Here is a 15514-nt window from a genome sequence, read left to right as displayed (position 1 = left end):
TAGCGCATGAAATACGTAATTTTAATTCGTTCACATCTAAATCATCGGATATGCCTTATGCCAATTTGAGAATAGCGTTTCCCGAAGCCGACTACCTGCTTGCCAAAAACGATTTTGATCATCTCAAAAGCCGGCTTCCGTTTGTTATCAACCTCACGCCGGCCGAAAAATCGGGATATTTGCGACTTGGCGGAAAAGCGATGATGTTTGTCAGAAAGTCGTTGCAGTTTTATACCGACAATCCTGCCTTGCAAACGGGATATGTTTCGCTGACGGAGTGGAAAAACGATTGGGAAACGATGGAACGCTTAGAGATGCTGTTGTTGCAGGTCAATGTTTTGCAAGAGGCTTTGCAAGACACCGTAACTGCCCTAAAAATGGAAAACATGAGTTCGGCGTTGTCGTTTTACAATATTTTGAAAAATGCTGCCCAACAAAACGTGCCCGGAACCGATAATATCCTTTCACAACTGAAAGAGATGATGCCGGGAGCACATCGAAAAAAAACCAAACCGGCCGAAGCTAAAGCCGAAAATCCCCAATTGAATGCAGATGAAACGGGTTCGTAACTATTTACCTGGCTTGGTTCGGAAGGCGTAAGCGATTAAAAGCTTAATATCTTAGTAACCAACTAATTACACACTCAAAAAAAACCTTATTATCTTATTGCCCGAAGTGCATACATCCCTTTTTTATGCTTTCATTTCTATAAGGTAATAAGGTTTGTGAGTTTACTTTTTATATATTTTACTAAGGTAATAAGGTTATACCACTTCACTATCTAATAGAACCCGCCCCTAACCCGACACCCCCTGCCCCCCTCAAGTGCTAATCTTGTAGAGGTTTTTCTCCCGAAGATTTTTGCACAGAGAAAAATAATATACTCTGTGGTTCTCTGTGCTGCCTCTGCGAACCTCTGTGATTAATAATTGCCGGGAATAAAGCAATAAAGCACCGATACTCCGAAGCATCCTCAATTCCGGCAAAAGCCGGCACACCAACCAAACCCCTGCAAGATTAACTCAAGTGGGATAGGAGGGGAATTTAAAGACGTTCGTCAGTAATTGATGGTGCAAAATCAAATCAGAGCTGGTATTATTATATGAAAAAGGTAATAAGGTTGGGAAATTACTTAATGACAGGTTGTTACTGAGGTAATAAGGTTATACCACTTCACTATCTAATAGAACCCGCCCCTAACCCGACACCCCCCTGCCCCCCCTCAAGTGCTAATCTTGTAGAGGTTTTTCTCCCGAAGATTTTTGCACAGAGAAAAATAATATACTCTGTGGTTCTCTGTGCTGCCTCTGCGAACCTCTGTGATAAATAATTGCCGGGAATAAAGCAATAAAGCACCGGTACTCCGAAGCATCCTCAATTCCGGCAAAGCCGGCACACCAACCAAACCCCTGCAAGATTAACTCAAGTGGGATAGGAGGGGAATTTAAAGACGTTCGTCAGTAATTGATGGTGCAAAATCAAATTAGAGTTGGTATTATTATATGAAAAAGGTAATAAGGTTGGGAAATTACTTGATGAAAGGTTGTTACTGAGGTAATAAGGTTATACCACTTCACTATCTAATAGAACCCGCCCCTAACCCGACACCCCCCTGCTCCCCTCAAGTGCTAATCTTGTAGAGGTTTTTCTCCCGAAGATTTTTGCACAGAGAAAAATAATATACTCTGTGGTTCTCTGTGCTGCCTCTGCGAACCTCTGTGATAAATAATTGCCGGGAATAAAGCAATAAAGCACCGGTACTCCGAAGCATCCTCAATTCCGGCAAAAGCCGGCACACCAACCAAACCCCTGCAAGATTAACTCAAGTGGGATAGGAGGGGAATTTAAAGACGTTCGTCAGTAATTGATGGTGCAAAATCAAATCAGAGTTGGTATTATTATATGAAAAAGGTAATAAGGTTGGGAAATTACTTAATGACAGGTTGTTACTGAGGTAATAAGGTTATACCACTTCACTATCTAATAGAACCCGCCCCTAACCCGACACCCCCCTGCCCCCCCTCAAGTGCTAATCTTGTAGAGGTTTTTCTCCCGAAGATTTTTGCACAGAGAAAAATAATATACTCTGTGGTTCTCTGTGCTGCCTCTGCGAACCTCTGTGATAAATAATTGCCGGGAATAAAGCAATAAAGCACCGGTACTCCGAAGCATCCTCAATTCCGGCAAAAGCCGGCACACCAACCAAACCCCTGCAAGATTAACTCAAGTGGGATAGGAGGGGAATTTAAAGACGTTCGTCAGTAATTGATGGTGCAAAATCAAATCAGAGCTGGTATTATTATATGAAAAAGGTAATAAGGTTGGGAAATTACTTGATGAAAGGTTGTTACTGAGGTAATAAGGTTATACCACTTCACTATCTAAAAGAACCCACCCCTAACCCGACACCCCCCTGCCCCCCCTCAAGTGCTAATCTTGTAGAGGTTTTTCTCCCGAAGATTTTTGCACAGAGAAAAATAATATACTCTGTGGTTCTCTGTGCTGCCTCTGCGAACCTCTGTGATTAATTATTGCCGGGAATAAAGCAATAAAGCACCGGTACTCCGAAGCATCCTCAATTCCGGCAAAAGCCGGCACACCAACCAAACCCCTGCAAGATTAACTCAAGTGGGATAGGAGGGGAATTTAAAGACGTTCGTCAGTAATTGATGGTGCAAAATCAAATTAGAGTTGGTATTATTATATGAAAAAGGTAATAAGGTTGGGAAATTACTTAATGACAGGTTGTTACTGAGGTAATAAGGTTATACCACTTCACTATCTAATAGAACCCGCCCCTAACCCGACACCCCCCTGCCCCCCCTCAAGTGCTAATCTTGTAGAGGTTTTTCTCCCGAAGATTTTTGCACAGAGAAAAATAATATACTCTGTGGTTCTCTGTGCTGCCTCTGCGAACCTCTGTGATTAATAATTGCCGGGAATAAAGCAATAAAGCACCGGTACTCCGAAGCATCCTCAATTCCGGCAAAAGCCGGCACACCAACCAAACCCCTGCAAGATTAACTCAAGTGGGATAGGAGGGGAATTTAAAGACGTTCGTCAGTAATTGATGGTGCAAAATCAAATCAGAGTTGGTATTATTATATGAAAAAGGTAATAAGGTTGGGAAATTACTTAATGACAGGTTGTTACTGAGGTAATAAGGTTATACCACTTCACTATCTAATAGAACCCGCCCCTAACCCGACACCCCCTGCCCCCCTCAAGTGCTAATCTTGTAGAGGTTTTTCTCCCGAAGATTTTTGCACAGAGAAAAATAATATACTCTGTGGTTCTCTGTGCTGCCTCTGCGAACCTCTGTGATAAATAATTGCCGGGAATAAAGCAATAAAGCACCGGTACTCCGAAGCATCCTCAATTCCGGCAAAAGCCGGCACACCAACCAAACCCCTGCAAGATTAACTCAAGTGGGATAGGAGGGGAATTTAAAGACGTTCGTCAGTAATTGATGGTGCAAAATCAAATCAGAGCTGGTATTATTATATGAAAAAGGTAATAAGGTTGGGAAATTACTTGATGAAAGGTTGTTACTGAGGTAATAAGGTTATACCACTTCACTATCTAAAAGAACCCACCCTAACCCGACACCCCCTGCCCCCCCCCTCAAGTGCTAATCTTGTAGAGGTTTTTCTCCCGAAGATTTTTGCACAGAGAAAAATAATATACTCTGTGGTTCTCTGTGCTGCCTCTGCGAACCTCTGTGATTAATTATTGCCGAATAAAGCAATAAAGCACCGGTACTCCGAAGCATCCTCAATTCCGGCAAAAGCCGGCACACCAACCAAACCCCTGCAAGATTAACTCAAGTGGGATAGGAGGGGAATTTAAAGACGTTCGTCAGTAATTGATGGTGCAAAATCAAATTAGAGTTGGTATTATTATATGAAAAAGGTAATAAGGTTGGGAAATTACTTAATGACAGGTTGTTACTGAGGAAATAAGGTTAATCAACCCCTGCAGGATTAGCCTTTAGAGGGTTCGGGGGGTAGGTCATTTTTGTTAGTGAAGCGGTATAAGGTTTCGCGGTCAAATTGATGACCCAACTTTATCACGATTTTGTAAAGGCAGATGATGACGATAGTTCACAGATAGATAACGAACTATTGTTTGACGAAAGGGCAAAAAAAAACCGCCTTATTGGGAAAGGCGGGGTTATTTTTTATGAAAAAAACCGCTATGTTGATGAGCATAACATAGTTTTACTAAGGTTCTTCGACATCATCCTCGGGTCGGGGAGGAAGGTCAAAATAAGTGTTCAGGTCTTCGTAAATAGTGGTGCTTCCGGGAACGTTATGGCGTGCGGCTTCTTTAACGTTATTGTAAAAAATAAGGCAGAACTGCAAAACTTCAGAGCCAACGGCTTTGTTGGTGTCGTCCAGACTTTCGGCAATTCCAAGAAGCTTTTGTGCCCAGTCGAGGGAGAGCAAATAATAGTCATAATCTTTAACTGCGCCGGCATAATTGGCATAAGCAGGGATTAAATGAGGGTTGCTTAAGGCATACATCATCGAACGTTGGGCAAAAGATGCTCTTTGGCTACGCATTTTATACAATTGCTGCCGTTCTTCAGGGGTCAGATTGACAACTTTATCTGTCAAAATAGTTTTGATGGTGGTAATAGCAGCTTCCAGATTGGTTTTTTCGAGTTCTGTAAATTCTACATCAATATTTGAGTATGGCATAGGCGGTAAGCATTTGGGGTGATTGAATAATGTTTAGTTGTACTGTTATCGAGGACAAGTTACAAAAAGAAGTCATTGTTGTTCCTGATTGAGTAATTTTTTTTTTGTTGGGGTAAAAAGCAGTCCATATTTACAACCAGAACCGAAAGCACCAAAGCCTGCCAAATAGAATGACTCCCAATCAATTTGAAACCTATTTTATTAACAGAAACAAGCAGCCCAAGACCAGGCCTTAGTATTTACACAACTAAGAAAAATGAACAAATAACAAATCAATTGCCTCTAACATTTGCTTTATAATTTACTAAAAAGGTCAACCTATTTTAGGAAGGCATAGTTTTCACTTTTAGTTTTTCACTTTTAGCTTTTAACTTACCAAAATCCCCAGTGGCTTATATAGGATACCTGTTGTTCAGGTTTGCAGTTTTTATTATTTCCCGCATCCCCTTCCCACTGCTCTATGGGGTGTCGGACATCTTGCGGTTTTTGATGTTTCATGTGTTCGGCTATCGCAAAAAAATAGTTTTAGCCAATCTGAGGCGGTGTTTTCCGGCAAAAACCGAAATTGAAATTCAGAATATCGCATGGAAATTTTACCGCAATTTTTGCGACATCACCCTCGAAAGCATCAAAACCTTCCATCTTTCTGCCAAAGAAATCAAAAAAAGGGCAAATTTTCTCAGCACCGGCCTTGCCAATGATTTGTATGAGCGAAACCAAAGTTTCATTGCCATTTGCGCCCATTATGCAAACTGGGAATGGTGTGCCGCAGTGGGGTTGTATGCCCGGCAAAAAGCCATCACCATTTTCCGTCCGCTCGCAAACCCATATATCAACGCCTATGGGCTGAAATCACGCGAAACATTCGGGATGAAATTTGTCCCAAACCATCAGACTTCGCTCACCTTTGAACAACACCGGCACCAAACCATTGCCGTTACTTTTTTAGCAGACCAAAACCCGGGCAGCATCAAAAAGGCATATTGGGTAAAGTATTTTGATCAGGACACAGCCTGTCCTTATGGCCCCGAAAAGCATGCGCACAACAACAATTTGCCGGTTTATTACGTCCGCGTCGAGCGAATCAAACGGGGATACTATAATATTGAGTTAATACCTTTGGCCGAAAACCCGAAAGACTATGCCGAAGGTGAAATCACTCAAAAGTATATGAGCCTTTTGGAACAAATTGTCAAAAATAAGCCGGAAGACTGGCTTTGGACCCACCGACGGTGGAAACACAAAAAGCCCGAACCGGACGGGATGGGGTAAAAAAAGTCAACTTTTGACCAAATTTAGCACGAAGTGCCTTTGCCCTAATCGTTTTTTTATATTTTTGCAGCCCAAAACCATCTTATCAACTCCATTTTAAAACAACTCCTCAGATAATTACGCCGCCGGGTCTTTCAGATGCGTAGTTATCAGCCTGCTGTTTTTTTCTTTTTCAATGTTAAAAATTAATCCGCAACCATGATGACCATTGGTATTTTAAAAGAAACCGGAGACGAAAACCGCGTATCCTTGCTGCCCGAAGCAGTCAAACAACTGAAAAATATGCAGGTAGCCCATGTTTTCGTAGAAACAGATGCCGGTGCCGGTGCCTTTGCCTCCAATGAGGATTACCTTGCCGCCGGCGCTGAAATAAAAAACAAGCCCGACATTTTACACCTCGCAGATGTGCTGATAAGAATACAACCCTTCACCGCCGAAGAATTGGCAATCATCAAACCGGATGCCGTCCTCCTCAGCGTGTTTCAGGCCTTAGGAAACCCCGAAATAACCGGACCATTGGTGCAGTCCGGCCTTACCACCTTCAGCATGGACCTCGTACCCCGCACAACACGGGCGCAAAGCATGGATATTTTATCCTCTATGGCTACCGTGGCAGGCTACAAAGCGGTTTTGTTGGCCGCATCCCTTTTGCCCAAGTTTTTCCCCATGTTCATGACCGCTGCCGGCACCATTACCCCCGCCAAAGTACTCATTCTGGGTGCCGGAGTGGCAGGGTTACAGGCCATTTCAACCGCCCGGAGGTTGGGCGCAGTCGTAGAAGCCTTCGATGTCCGTTCGGCAGTTAAAGAAGAAGTACTGAGTTTGGGCGCAAAATTTGTCGAGGTAAAAGGCGCAACCGAAGATACCGGCGCAGGTGGTTATGCCGTCGAGCAAAGCGAAGATTACAAACTTAAACAACAAAACCTCATTCAGGAACACGCCATAAAAAGCGATGTGGTCATTGCCACCGCCCAGATACCCGGCAGGAAAGCACCCCTGCTCATCACCGAAGAAACCATCAGTAAAATGAAACCGGGCTCAGTCATCATAGACCTCGCCGCATCAACCGGCGGTAACTGCGCCCTGACCCAAAACAACGAGACCAAGGTTTGTTACGGCGTTACCATAGTCGGACAATCCAACATTCCCGCAAGTATGCCCGCAGATGCCAGCAAAATGTTTGGTAAAAACGTGCTCAATTTCCTTAAACTCCTCATCACCAAAGAAGGAAACCTCTACCTCAATTTCTCGGACGATATCGTACAGGGCACCTGCCTCACCCATCAGGGTCAGATTTTGCACGAAAGGGTCAGACAATCCGTCAGCTAACACCTCAACCTACGGTTAATAACTTCAAACCTTCTGTAAAAACCGGCTTTATCTTCAAAAAACTTCACGAAACATGAACGAAATACTGCATTTTTTTGGCAATAACATCGAAGCCATCTATGTCCTGGCATTATCCATCCTTTTGGGAATAGAAGTCATCAGCAATGTTCCAACCGTGCTTCATACGCCCCTGATGTCCGGCGCAAATGCCATACACGGTGTCGTAATTATCGGCGCAATCATCGTCATGGGGCACGCCCAGCCCGACAATTACCTGGCGCTCGTGCTCGGCTTTATTGCGGTGGTCATGGGTACGCTCAACGTCGTGGGCGGATTTGTCGTAACCGACCGTATGTTGGAAATGTTTAAAAAGAAAGATAAAAAATAGACCCTAACCCCCAAATTTTTACCAACAATGGAGTTCCAAAACAACCTTTTACATCTCATATATTTCCTCGCTTCCCTGTCTTTCATCTTTGGATTAAAAATGCTGAGCCATCCCAAAACAGCACGAAACGGAAATTTGATAGCCGCTGCGGGAATGACCTTAGCCATTATCGGCACGATTTTCTTGTACCATCACGATGGAAAACCCATCGGTAACCTGATTTGGATAGTTTTAGGCATTATCATCGGAACCATCATCGGGGTCGTCATGGCCAAAAAAGTACAAATGACCTCAATGCCCCAGATGGTCTCTTTCTTCAACGGTATGGGTGGTGCCTGTGCCGCATTGATTTCTATCAACGAGTTTGATAAATACACCACCGTCATCAACGCAGAAACCCTGATGAACGGCGAAGTGCTGATGATTTTACTCGGCATCATGATAGGCTCCATCTCTTTTGCAGGAAGTATGATTGCCTTTGGCAAATTAGAAGGTAAAATAAAAGACTACGTATTGCCCAAACAACAACTGTTTAATACCATCCTCCTGCTCCTGATTTTAGGCTTATGTGGATATGTCATGATGCAAACCGAAGGCAGCCTCTCTGTTTTGTTTTTAATCACCCTGCTTTCCTTATTATATGGAATATTGTTTGTTTTGCCGATAGGCGGAGCAGATATGCCGGTAGTTATCTCCCTGCTCAATTCATTTACCGGCTTGGCAGCAGCATTCGGCGGCTTCCTTTACAGCAATCAGGCCATGCTGACAGGCGGCATCCTCGTAGGCTCGGCAGGTACCATCCTCACAATTCTGATGTGCAATGCTATGAACCGCTCATTGCTCAATGTGCTGGTAGGCGCGTTTGGCGGGCAAAGCAAAGCAATCGGCGGTGAACAAGGGGATGCCGGTGTAATCAAAGAAATTTCGCTCAACGATTGCGCCGTGCTCTGCAATTATGCGCAAAGGGTCATCATCGTACCGGGCTATGGTTTAGCTGTCGCACAGGCACAACATATTACCCACGAATTTGAATCTATTCTGGAAGAACAGGGAGTGGAAGTAAAATATGCCATTCACCCCGTCGCAGGCCGGATGCCCGGGCACATGAACGTCCTCTTGGCCGAATCAGATGTGGATTACGACAAACTCATCGAAATGGAAGAAGCCAACCCGTTGTTTAAAAATACGGACGTAGTGTTGGTAATAGGTGCAAATGATGTGGTAAATCCCGCAGCAAAAGATGACCCGACAAGCCCCATCTATGGAATGCCTATCCTCGACGTGGACGAAGCAAAAACAGTGGTTATCTTAAAAAGAGGAATGAGCGCCGGATATGCAGGAATTGAAAACAGACTGTTTTTTAACGACAATACACGAATGTTGTTCGGAGATGCAAAAAGCAGCATCGAAAAATTGGTTCGGGAATTAAAAAGCATCTGACAAAATCCGGAATACTCCTTTTAAATAGCTTTCCAAAATCTACCGGATAACTATCTTTTCTTTTCAAGTTTTAACCGCACAATGGCAAAGATTACGGAAACCCCGCTGATGCAACAGTTTAACCGCATTAAGGCGAAATATCCCGATGCCATTTTGCTGTTCAGAGTTGGCGATTTCTACGAAACCTTCGGTCAGGATGCCATCGAAACCTCCAAAACCCTCGGCATCACCCTCACCAAACGCCACAATGGCGCAGCCTCCGAAATAGAACTTGCCGGCTTTCCCCATCATGCCTTAGATTCCTATCTTCATAAATTAGTGCGCGCCGGTTTCCGCGTAGCAGTTTGCGACCAGTTAGAAAACCCTTCATTAGCGAAAACAGTTGTCAAACGTGGTGTTACCGAACTGGTAACTCCGGGGCTTACCATCAGCGATAAAATATTAGACCATAACTCCAATAACTATTTAGCTTCCGTTTTTTTTACAAAATCTGAATTAGGAATTGCCTTTACCGATATCTCCACCGGCGAATTTCTCCTCTCACAAGGCAACTCCGATTACATTGACAAACTCCTCCAAAGTTTCCGCCCGGCCGAAACTATTATCCCTAAAAGCCGCCTCAAAGAGTTTGTCGAACTGTTTGGCGATAAACTCTACCTCTACCCCATTGACGATTGGGCGTTCGGCACCGACTATGCGCGGGAAACTTTATTGCGCCATTTCCAGACACAATCACTAAAAGGATTTGGAGTCGAAGAAGCCGAAGAAGGCATCATCGCCGCCGGCGCAATCATTCATTATTTAGCCGACACAGAGCATCCAAACCTTCAGCACATCACGGCAATCTCCCGGATTTGGCAAGACAAATACATGTGGTTGGACAGGTTTACCATCCGCAACCTCGAATTGTTGACTACTCCTTTCGAGTCTGGCAAACCTTTAATCGCAGTTTTGGACAAAACTACCACCCCTATGGGCAGCCGTCTTCTGAAAAAATGGATTGTCCTCCCGCTTCGCGACAAAATAGCAATCAACGAACGGTTGAGTATCGTAGAATTTTTCATAGCGCAAACCGAATTTGCAGATACTATTCGACATAACCTGAAGCAAATCGGCGATCTGGAACGTCTGATTGCCCTTGTACCTATGGGAAGAGTTACCCCCCGTCAGGTCGGGCAAATCAAGAAAGCCCTGCAATCCATAGTTCCCATCAAAGAAATGGGTGCCTCCTGCACGAATGAGTTTCTCAACAAATTGGCAGAACAACTCAATCCCTGCAAACTCATCGTCGAAAAATTGGCAAATTGGTTGGTCGAAGACCCATCAAATGCCACCAATAAAGGCGGAATAATCAACAACGGCATCTCCGAAGAATTGGACGAACTTCGCCATATCCAAAACTCAGGCAAAGATTATCTGCTGGAAATGGAACAAAGGGAAATCGAAAAAACAGGCATCAGCAGTTTAAAAATTGGTTTCAATAATGTATTCGGTTACTTTTTTGAAGTTCGCAACAAATACAAAGAACAGGTTCCGACAGCTTGGATTAGAAAACAAACCCTCACAACCGCCGAAAGGTATATTACCGAAGAACTAAAACGATACGAAGAAAAAATATTAGGAGCAGAAGAAAAAATCATCCAGTTAGAAAGTGATTTGTTTACCGCACTAATCACAGAGTTATCAGATTATATCCGTCCAATTCAGCTCAATGCCAATCTTTTAGCGCGAATGGATTGCCTGTTATCTTTTGCTGCTGTCGCACAAAAACAACATTATTGTAAACCGGTGGTAAATGATTCGTTCACCATCAATATCTTCAGAGGCAGGCATCCGGTCATTGAACAACAATTGCAACTTGGTGAAACCTATATCCCCAACGATATTTACCTGGATAACGATAAACAACAAATCCTGATCATTACCGGACCGAATATGTCGGGGAAATCTGCCCTGCTAAGGCAAACTGCGCTGATAACTCTGATGGCACAAATGGGCAGTTTTGTCCCTGCTGCAAGCGCAGAAATCGGATTGGTGGATAAAATATTTACCAGGGTTGGTGCTTCCGATAATATTTCTTCCGGGGAATCTACTTTTATGGTCGAAATGAATGAAACGGCCAGCATTATGAATAACTTATCGGCACGAAGCCTGATTTTGCTCGATGAGATAGGAAGAGGAACCAGCACTTACGATGGAATTTCAATCGCCTGGGCATTAGCAGAATTTTTACACAATCATCCCAAGGCACAGCCCAAAACCCTGTTTGCCACCCATTATCACGAACTGACCGAACTCGCACAAAAAAATCCAAGGATTAAAAACTTTTCAATTGCGGTGAAAGAAGCCGGAAACAAAGTCATTTTTCTTCGAAAATTAATTGAAGGTCCGGCTGAAAAAAGCTTTGGTATTCATGTAGCACAAATGGCTGGAATGCCTAAAGCCATCATAAACAGGGCAAACGAAATCTTGGCTCAATTAGAACAACAACATGAGCTTCAACAAACAAAAGGCACCCTGAATCAAATAGCCCGTCAGGAACCACTTCAACTTACCCTGTTTGAAATTACTGACCCTAAGTTGAAAAAAATAAAAGAAATGCTCAGCATTTTAGACATCAATACCCTCACTCCCATTGAGGCGATGATGAAACTGCACGAACTTCGCAAGGCAGTTGAAGATTAATAACCGCTAACTTAAAAAATCACGTTCTTTTAACCGTAAACTATATGTTCGGGTTTGATCAATGGTTTCTTATGAAATCTTAACCAAACCTGAGCCAGGGCCACTACATCGTTAAGGCAATAGTTTTTGATTTTTTCAAGACCGGTTTCTTCATTCCAGTAAATATCAGCGACCATGCTCCCGTCCATTTCTGTTTTTGGAGAAGGAATATCCAAAATATGGGTCAATAAGTTTAAGGATGTAAAATTTTTATAGTCCCCGAATTTCCATAATTGCATGGTGTCTATCAAGCGTTGTTCCCAGGGCTTAAAAGTATGTACATTTAGAATATCGGGCAATGAAAGGCTGTTTACAATTGCTCTCCTGCACAAAAAAGGGACATCAAATTCGCGGATATTATGCCCGCAAAGGTAAAAATGTTCAGCACTGAATGATTTAGATAATAAATCGAAAAATGGCTTTAGAATTTCGGCTTCATTATGTCCATAAAATGATTTAAGCCTTAATGTTAACGTTTCATTTTCCTTATTCTCAAACCGGAAAATGCCGATTGAAATACAGATAACTTTTCCAAATTCAGCATATACCCCCGATTTTTTAAAGTAATATTCATCGTCAGACATTTCTTCTTCCTGCAATTGCTTAAAACGGTTGGTCCGGTATTGCCATAACAATTTGGTTTCTTCATCCAAATCATTCCAACTGCCTGCCAAAGGGACAGTCTCGATATCTAAAAACAAAATGGTGAGAGGGTTTATATTTGTCAGCATAAATAAATAGGGAATAATGGATGTAAAATAAGCCAATAGATTTAAAGTATTTTTCTTTTTGAGGAAAAATAAACTTTTGGGCAATAAATTTGCGGGATGAAATTATTGTTCCGTCAAATCCGGTTTTTAATACATAAAGACATTATCCTCGAATGGCGGCAACGATATGCAATTAGTGGCATTTTATTGTATGTGCTATCTGCTGTCATGGTAGTCTATTTATCTTTTATGAAAATAGAGCCGGTTGCCTGGGTGGCTGTATTTTGGATTATTATGTTGTTTGCCTCTGTCAATGCCATTACGAAAAGTTTTGTTCAGGAAGGCTCCGGAAGGTTTCATTATTATTATACCTTAGTCAGTCCGCAGGCTGTCATTCTCTCAAAGCTATTATATAATATAGGATTGCTGGTGTTAATTGCTATTTTAGCACTTGGTGCATATATGTTGTTATTGGGCAATCCTGTACAGAATATTTATTTGTTTACTACTTCCGTCTGTTTAGGTGCAGTAGGATTTGCGGTATGTTTTACCCTGATTTCTGCCATTGCAGCAAAAACAGGAAACCGCAACGCAACCCTGATGCCTGTTTTGAGCTTTCCAATCGTCATTCCAATGCTTGGACTGCTTATCATTTTGTCTAAAAATTCAGTCGAGGGCATTGAAACACCCAATACTTTTCGTGATATTCGCAATCTTATCGCCATTGATGCGGTATTAGCGGTATTGACTTGGGTTTTGTATCCTTATTTATGGCGAGACTAAATATTTTTCTAACAGATACCTGAAACGATATGAATACTTTACTTAACAAAAACTGGTGGAAAGCATTCGCTGTTTTGCTGCTCACATTTACGATTGTCGGTGGACTTTTATTGCCGGCCCCTAAGCTGCCAATTTTGAATGAAACCATCCGAAATCTATATTTTCATGTGCCAATGTGGTTTGGCATGATTTTGCTTTTATTGATGTCATTGATTTATAGCATAAAATATTTGCGCACCTTTCAATTGAAATATGACATAGTTGCATCATCGGGCGTTCAAATAGCACTTTGGTTTGGGGTGTTAGGATTGCTAACCGGAATGATTTGGGCAAAATATACCTGGGGAGAATATTGGAGCAATGACCCCAAACAACTGGCATCGGCAGTCGGCTTGTTGATGTATATGGCTTATTTTGTACTTAGAGGTGCCATTGAAGATGAAGACAAGCGGGCTTTGGTCTCATCAGTTTATAGCATCGTAGCTTTTTTTGTATTCATCGTTCTGATTGGTATCCTTCCCCGATTAGCTAATTCGCTTCATCCCGGCGCAGATGGAAATCCTGCTTTCGGACAATATGATTTGGATCATTGGATGCGGATGGTCTTTTACCCCGCCATTATCGGATGGACATTGTTGGGTGTTTGGATGGTTTCTATATTAGTTCGCATCAAGTTGCTCACTATTAAGAAATCTGGTTTAGAGTTATGATTACCCGGAAAGTGTTATCTGTTTCTTTGTACTCCCTTTATCTGAAATAGGTTGCGCAGAAAGAATACATAAAATCAATACAAAAGCCATATTACCGGCCTGCATGTTGATGGCAGAATCAAAAAGAAATATAACAACATAAAATACGATCAAAGAAACACCAAACACCTTAAGCGGGGTATTGCCAATTTTAAAAATACGCTTCAAAAATGCGATTAGAATAGCAATAAAAACCAATAAACCGGCAATTCCCAACATAGCCCAAATTTGCAAAAACTGATTATGAGCATTAACCGGAACATTCCAGCCTTTTGCATGATAGACTTCTTGCAATTCGTATCTGTAATCGCCGGTTCCGGTGCCAAAAATTGGTTGTTGAACAATAATATCCCAACTGCCCAACCAAGAATAGATCCGTCTTAGTGTTGTAAAATGTTCATAATCATATTCCTGATATACCCCCTTTTGCAACATGGAAAGCTCCCAAAACATTTGATTGTAGCGATCCCAAACAGCTGGAACGTTGCGAAATATAATATAAGGGGTGAGTGCAATTAACAAAAAGAGCAAAGTAGATAAAGTTACTTTACTGACTAATTGAAATCGGGATGGAAGTTTTTGAATAAATTGAAAAACAAAATAACCTGCCCAAATTGCAAGTCCTGCAAAAAGTCCTATCTGTCCTCCTCTGCCGCCAATGACCAAAGAGGCGAATAATAACAAAGCAATCAAAAAGCAACTAAATATCCGGGATTGTAGCTGTGAAGCTATGAACCAACAACAAGTCAATACAGATAAGGATATGAAATTTCCGATAGACAATCTGTCTATAAAAGGCGTGTAAAAACCGAACTTTTCAAATTGAATACCCTGTTTGAGTTTGTTTAATCCAAAACGATGGAGATTAGGTCCTATTTGCTCAAAAATTTCGTCAGGTAGTAAATAGAGAGATATGATAACAAGTCCGGCAAATGCTGTACCCCAAACAAACCATTTCAAATACAAAGTTCCATACCATTTCACCAAATCGTAGGCCATATACAGGATGAAAGGAATTAACAAAAAAGCGTTTTGTTTGTAAGCAACTTCTATACCGGTAGAAAAATGAGTTGAATAAAACAGTCCTATAACAAAACAAGCAAAAAATGTCCAAAATAGCCTCATCAGTTTATTGGGGAACTGCTTCGATTGATGAGTTATGCCGGAAAACATCAAAAAAAACAACGAAAAACAAAGTAAAATGACCAAGGTAACAGAAGAAGTCCCTTTTGACAATGGCAATGAAGCCATTAATACCATAAAACCAATATGAGTGAGCAGAACCATCACCGGCTCAATCACAGAACGGTAAAATTGTAAAACCGACATTTATTACTATGAAAATGCTGTTCAGAAAATGAGCATCAATACTCTTTTAACCAAAGACCAATCTATTTTGAAATAGGTTGTACTGAA

Annotated in this window: 11 protein-coding genes; 8 read left to right on the top strand and 3 right to left on the bottom strand. The window is 42.0% G+C overall.

Annotation, left to right across the window (positions count from 1 at the left end):
- The first annotated feature begins 50 nt into the window (after positions 1–50).
- Positions 51–569: a hypothetical protein gene (locus IPM47_12375; GenBank protein ID QQS27676.1), complete on the top strand. Its 519-nt coding sequence runs from the start codon at positions 51–53 to the stop codon at positions 567–569.
- A 3654-nt stretch (positions 570–4223) separates the two neighbouring features.
- On the opposite strand, the gene IPM47_12370 is transcribed toward IPM47_12375, so the two are convergent.
- Positions 4224–4703, bottom strand: coding sequence for a hypothetical protein (locus IPM47_12370; GenBank protein QQS27675.1), 480 nt, complete (start codon positions 4701–4703; stop codon positions 4224–4226).
- A 387-nt stretch (positions 4704–5090) separates the two neighbouring features.
- Between IPM47_12370 and IPM47_12365 the strand changes: the two genes are divergently transcribed.
- The 5 genes from IPM47_12365 to mutS all read left to right on the top strand — a co-directional run bounded on the left by IPM47_12365 (position 5091) and on the right by mutS (position 11817).
- Positions 5091–5975: a lipid A biosynthesis acyltransferase gene (locus tag IPM47_12365; GenBank protein ID QQS27674.1), complete on the top strand. Its 885-nt coding sequence runs from the start codon at positions 5091–5093 to the stop codon at positions 5973–5975.
- Between the two features lie 201 nt (positions 5976–6176).
- On the top strand, positions 6177–7304 hold the full coding sequence (locus IPM47_12360) for an NAD(P) transhydrogenase subunit alpha (protein ID QQS31463.1): 1128 nt from the start codon (positions 6177–6179) through the stop codon (positions 7302–7304).
- A 73-nt stretch (positions 7305–7377) separates the two neighbouring features.
- The gene (locus IPM47_12355; GenBank protein ID QQS27673.1) at positions 7378–7692 is read left to right on the top strand and encodes an NAD(P) transhydrogenase subunit alpha; all 315 of its coding nucleotides are present in this window, start codon (positions 7378–7380) and stop codon (positions 7690–7692) included.
- Positions 7693–7719: 27 nt separating this feature from the next.
- A complete protein-coding gene (locus IPM47_12350; GenBank protein QQS27672.1) occupies positions 7720–9132 on the top strand; it encodes an NAD(P)(+) transhydrogenase (Re/Si-specific) subunit beta in 1413 nt (470 codons plus the stop codon).
- 81 nt (positions 9133–9213) lie between these two features.
- Positions 9214–11817 carry a DNA mismatch repair protein MutS gene (mutS, locus tag IPM47_12345; protein ID QQS27671.1) on the top strand — a complete coding sequence of 868 codons (2604 nt, stop codon included), beginning with the start codon at positions 9214–9216 and terminating at the stop codon, positions 11815–11817.
- A gap of 29 nt (positions 11818–11846) precedes the next feature.
- Here the strand turns inward: mutS and IPM47_12340 are convergent, their stop codons facing one another.
- Positions 11847–12587 carry a ribonuclease H-like domain-containing protein gene (locus IPM47_12340; protein QQS31462.1) on the bottom strand — a complete coding sequence of 247 codons (741 nt, stop codon included), beginning with the start codon at positions 12585–12587 and terminating at the stop codon, positions 11847–11849.
- A 96-nt stretch (positions 12588–12683) separates the two neighbouring features.
- On the opposite strand from IPM47_12340, the gene IPM47_12335 reads away from it, so the two are divergent.
- Both IPM47_12335 and ccsA read left to right on the top strand, forming a co-directional pair.
- Positions 12684–13349, top strand: a complete 666-nt coding sequence (locus IPM47_12335; protein QQS27670.1) for a heme exporter protein CcmB — start codon at positions 12684–12686, stop codon at positions 13347–13349.
- Between the two features lie 29 nt (positions 13350–13378).
- Complete coding sequence (gene ccsA, locus IPM47_12330; GenBank protein QQS27669.1) at positions 13379–14059, top strand: cytochrome c biogenesis protein CcsA; 681 nt, start codon at positions 13379–13381, stop codon at positions 14057–14059.
- Here the strand turns inward: ccsA and IPM47_12325 are convergent, their stop codons facing one another.
- The gene (locus IPM47_12325; protein ID QQS27668.1) at positions 14060–15427 is read right to left on the bottom strand and encodes an O-antigen ligase family protein; all 1368 of its coding nucleotides are present in this window, start codon (positions 15425–15427) and stop codon (positions 14060–14062) included.
- Positions 15428–15514: the final 87 nt, after the last annotated feature.

The sequence above is a fragment of the Sphingobacteriales bacterium genome, from assembly GCA_016700115.1.
Taxonomy (GTDB): Bacteria; Bacteroidota; Bacteroidia; order Chitinophagales; family UBA2359; genus UBA2359.
Note: the sequence above shows the minus strand (reverse complement) of the source record. Positions and strands in the feature narration are given on the sequence as shown.

Bases quoted from the DNA above. Each gene is read 5' to 3' on its own strand.
- IPM47_12375 (QQS27676.1), top strand. From the start codon at position 51: ATGCCTTATGCCAATTTGAGAATAGCGTTTCCCGAAGCCGACTACCTG.
- IPM47_12370 (QQS27675.1), bottom strand. From the start codon at position 4,703: ATGCCATACTCAAATATTGATGTAGAATTTACAGAACTCGAAAAAACC.
- IPM47_12360 (QQS31463.1), top strand. From the start codon at position 6,177: ATGACCATTGGTATTTTAAAAGAAACCGGAGACGAAAACCGCGTATCC.
- IPM47_12355 (QQS27673.1), top strand. From the start codon at position 7,378: ATGAACGAAATACTGCATTTTTTTGGCAATAACATCGAAGCCATCTAT.
- IPM47_12350 (QQS27672.1), top strand. From the start codon at position 7,720: ATGGAGTTCCAAAACAACCTTTTACATCTCATATATTTCCTCGCTTCC.
- mutS (QQS27671.1), top strand. From the start codon at position 9,214: ATGGCAAAGATTACGGAAACCCCGCTGATGCAACAGTTTAACCGCATT.
- IPM47_12340 (QQS31462.1), bottom strand. From the start codon at position 12,587: ATGCTGACAAATATAAACCCTCTCACCATTTTGTTTTTAGATATCGAG.
- IPM47_12335 (QQS27670.1), top strand. From the start codon at position 12,684: ATGAAATTATTGTTCCGTCAAATCCGGTTTTTAATACATAAAGACATT.
- ccsA (QQS27669.1), top strand. From the start codon at position 13,379: ATGAATACTTTACTTAACAAAAACTGGTGGAAAGCATTCGCTGTTTTG.
- IPM47_12325 (QQS27668.1), bottom strand. From the start codon at position 15,427: ATGTCGGTTTTACAATTTTACCGTTCTGTGATTGAGCCGGTGATGGTT.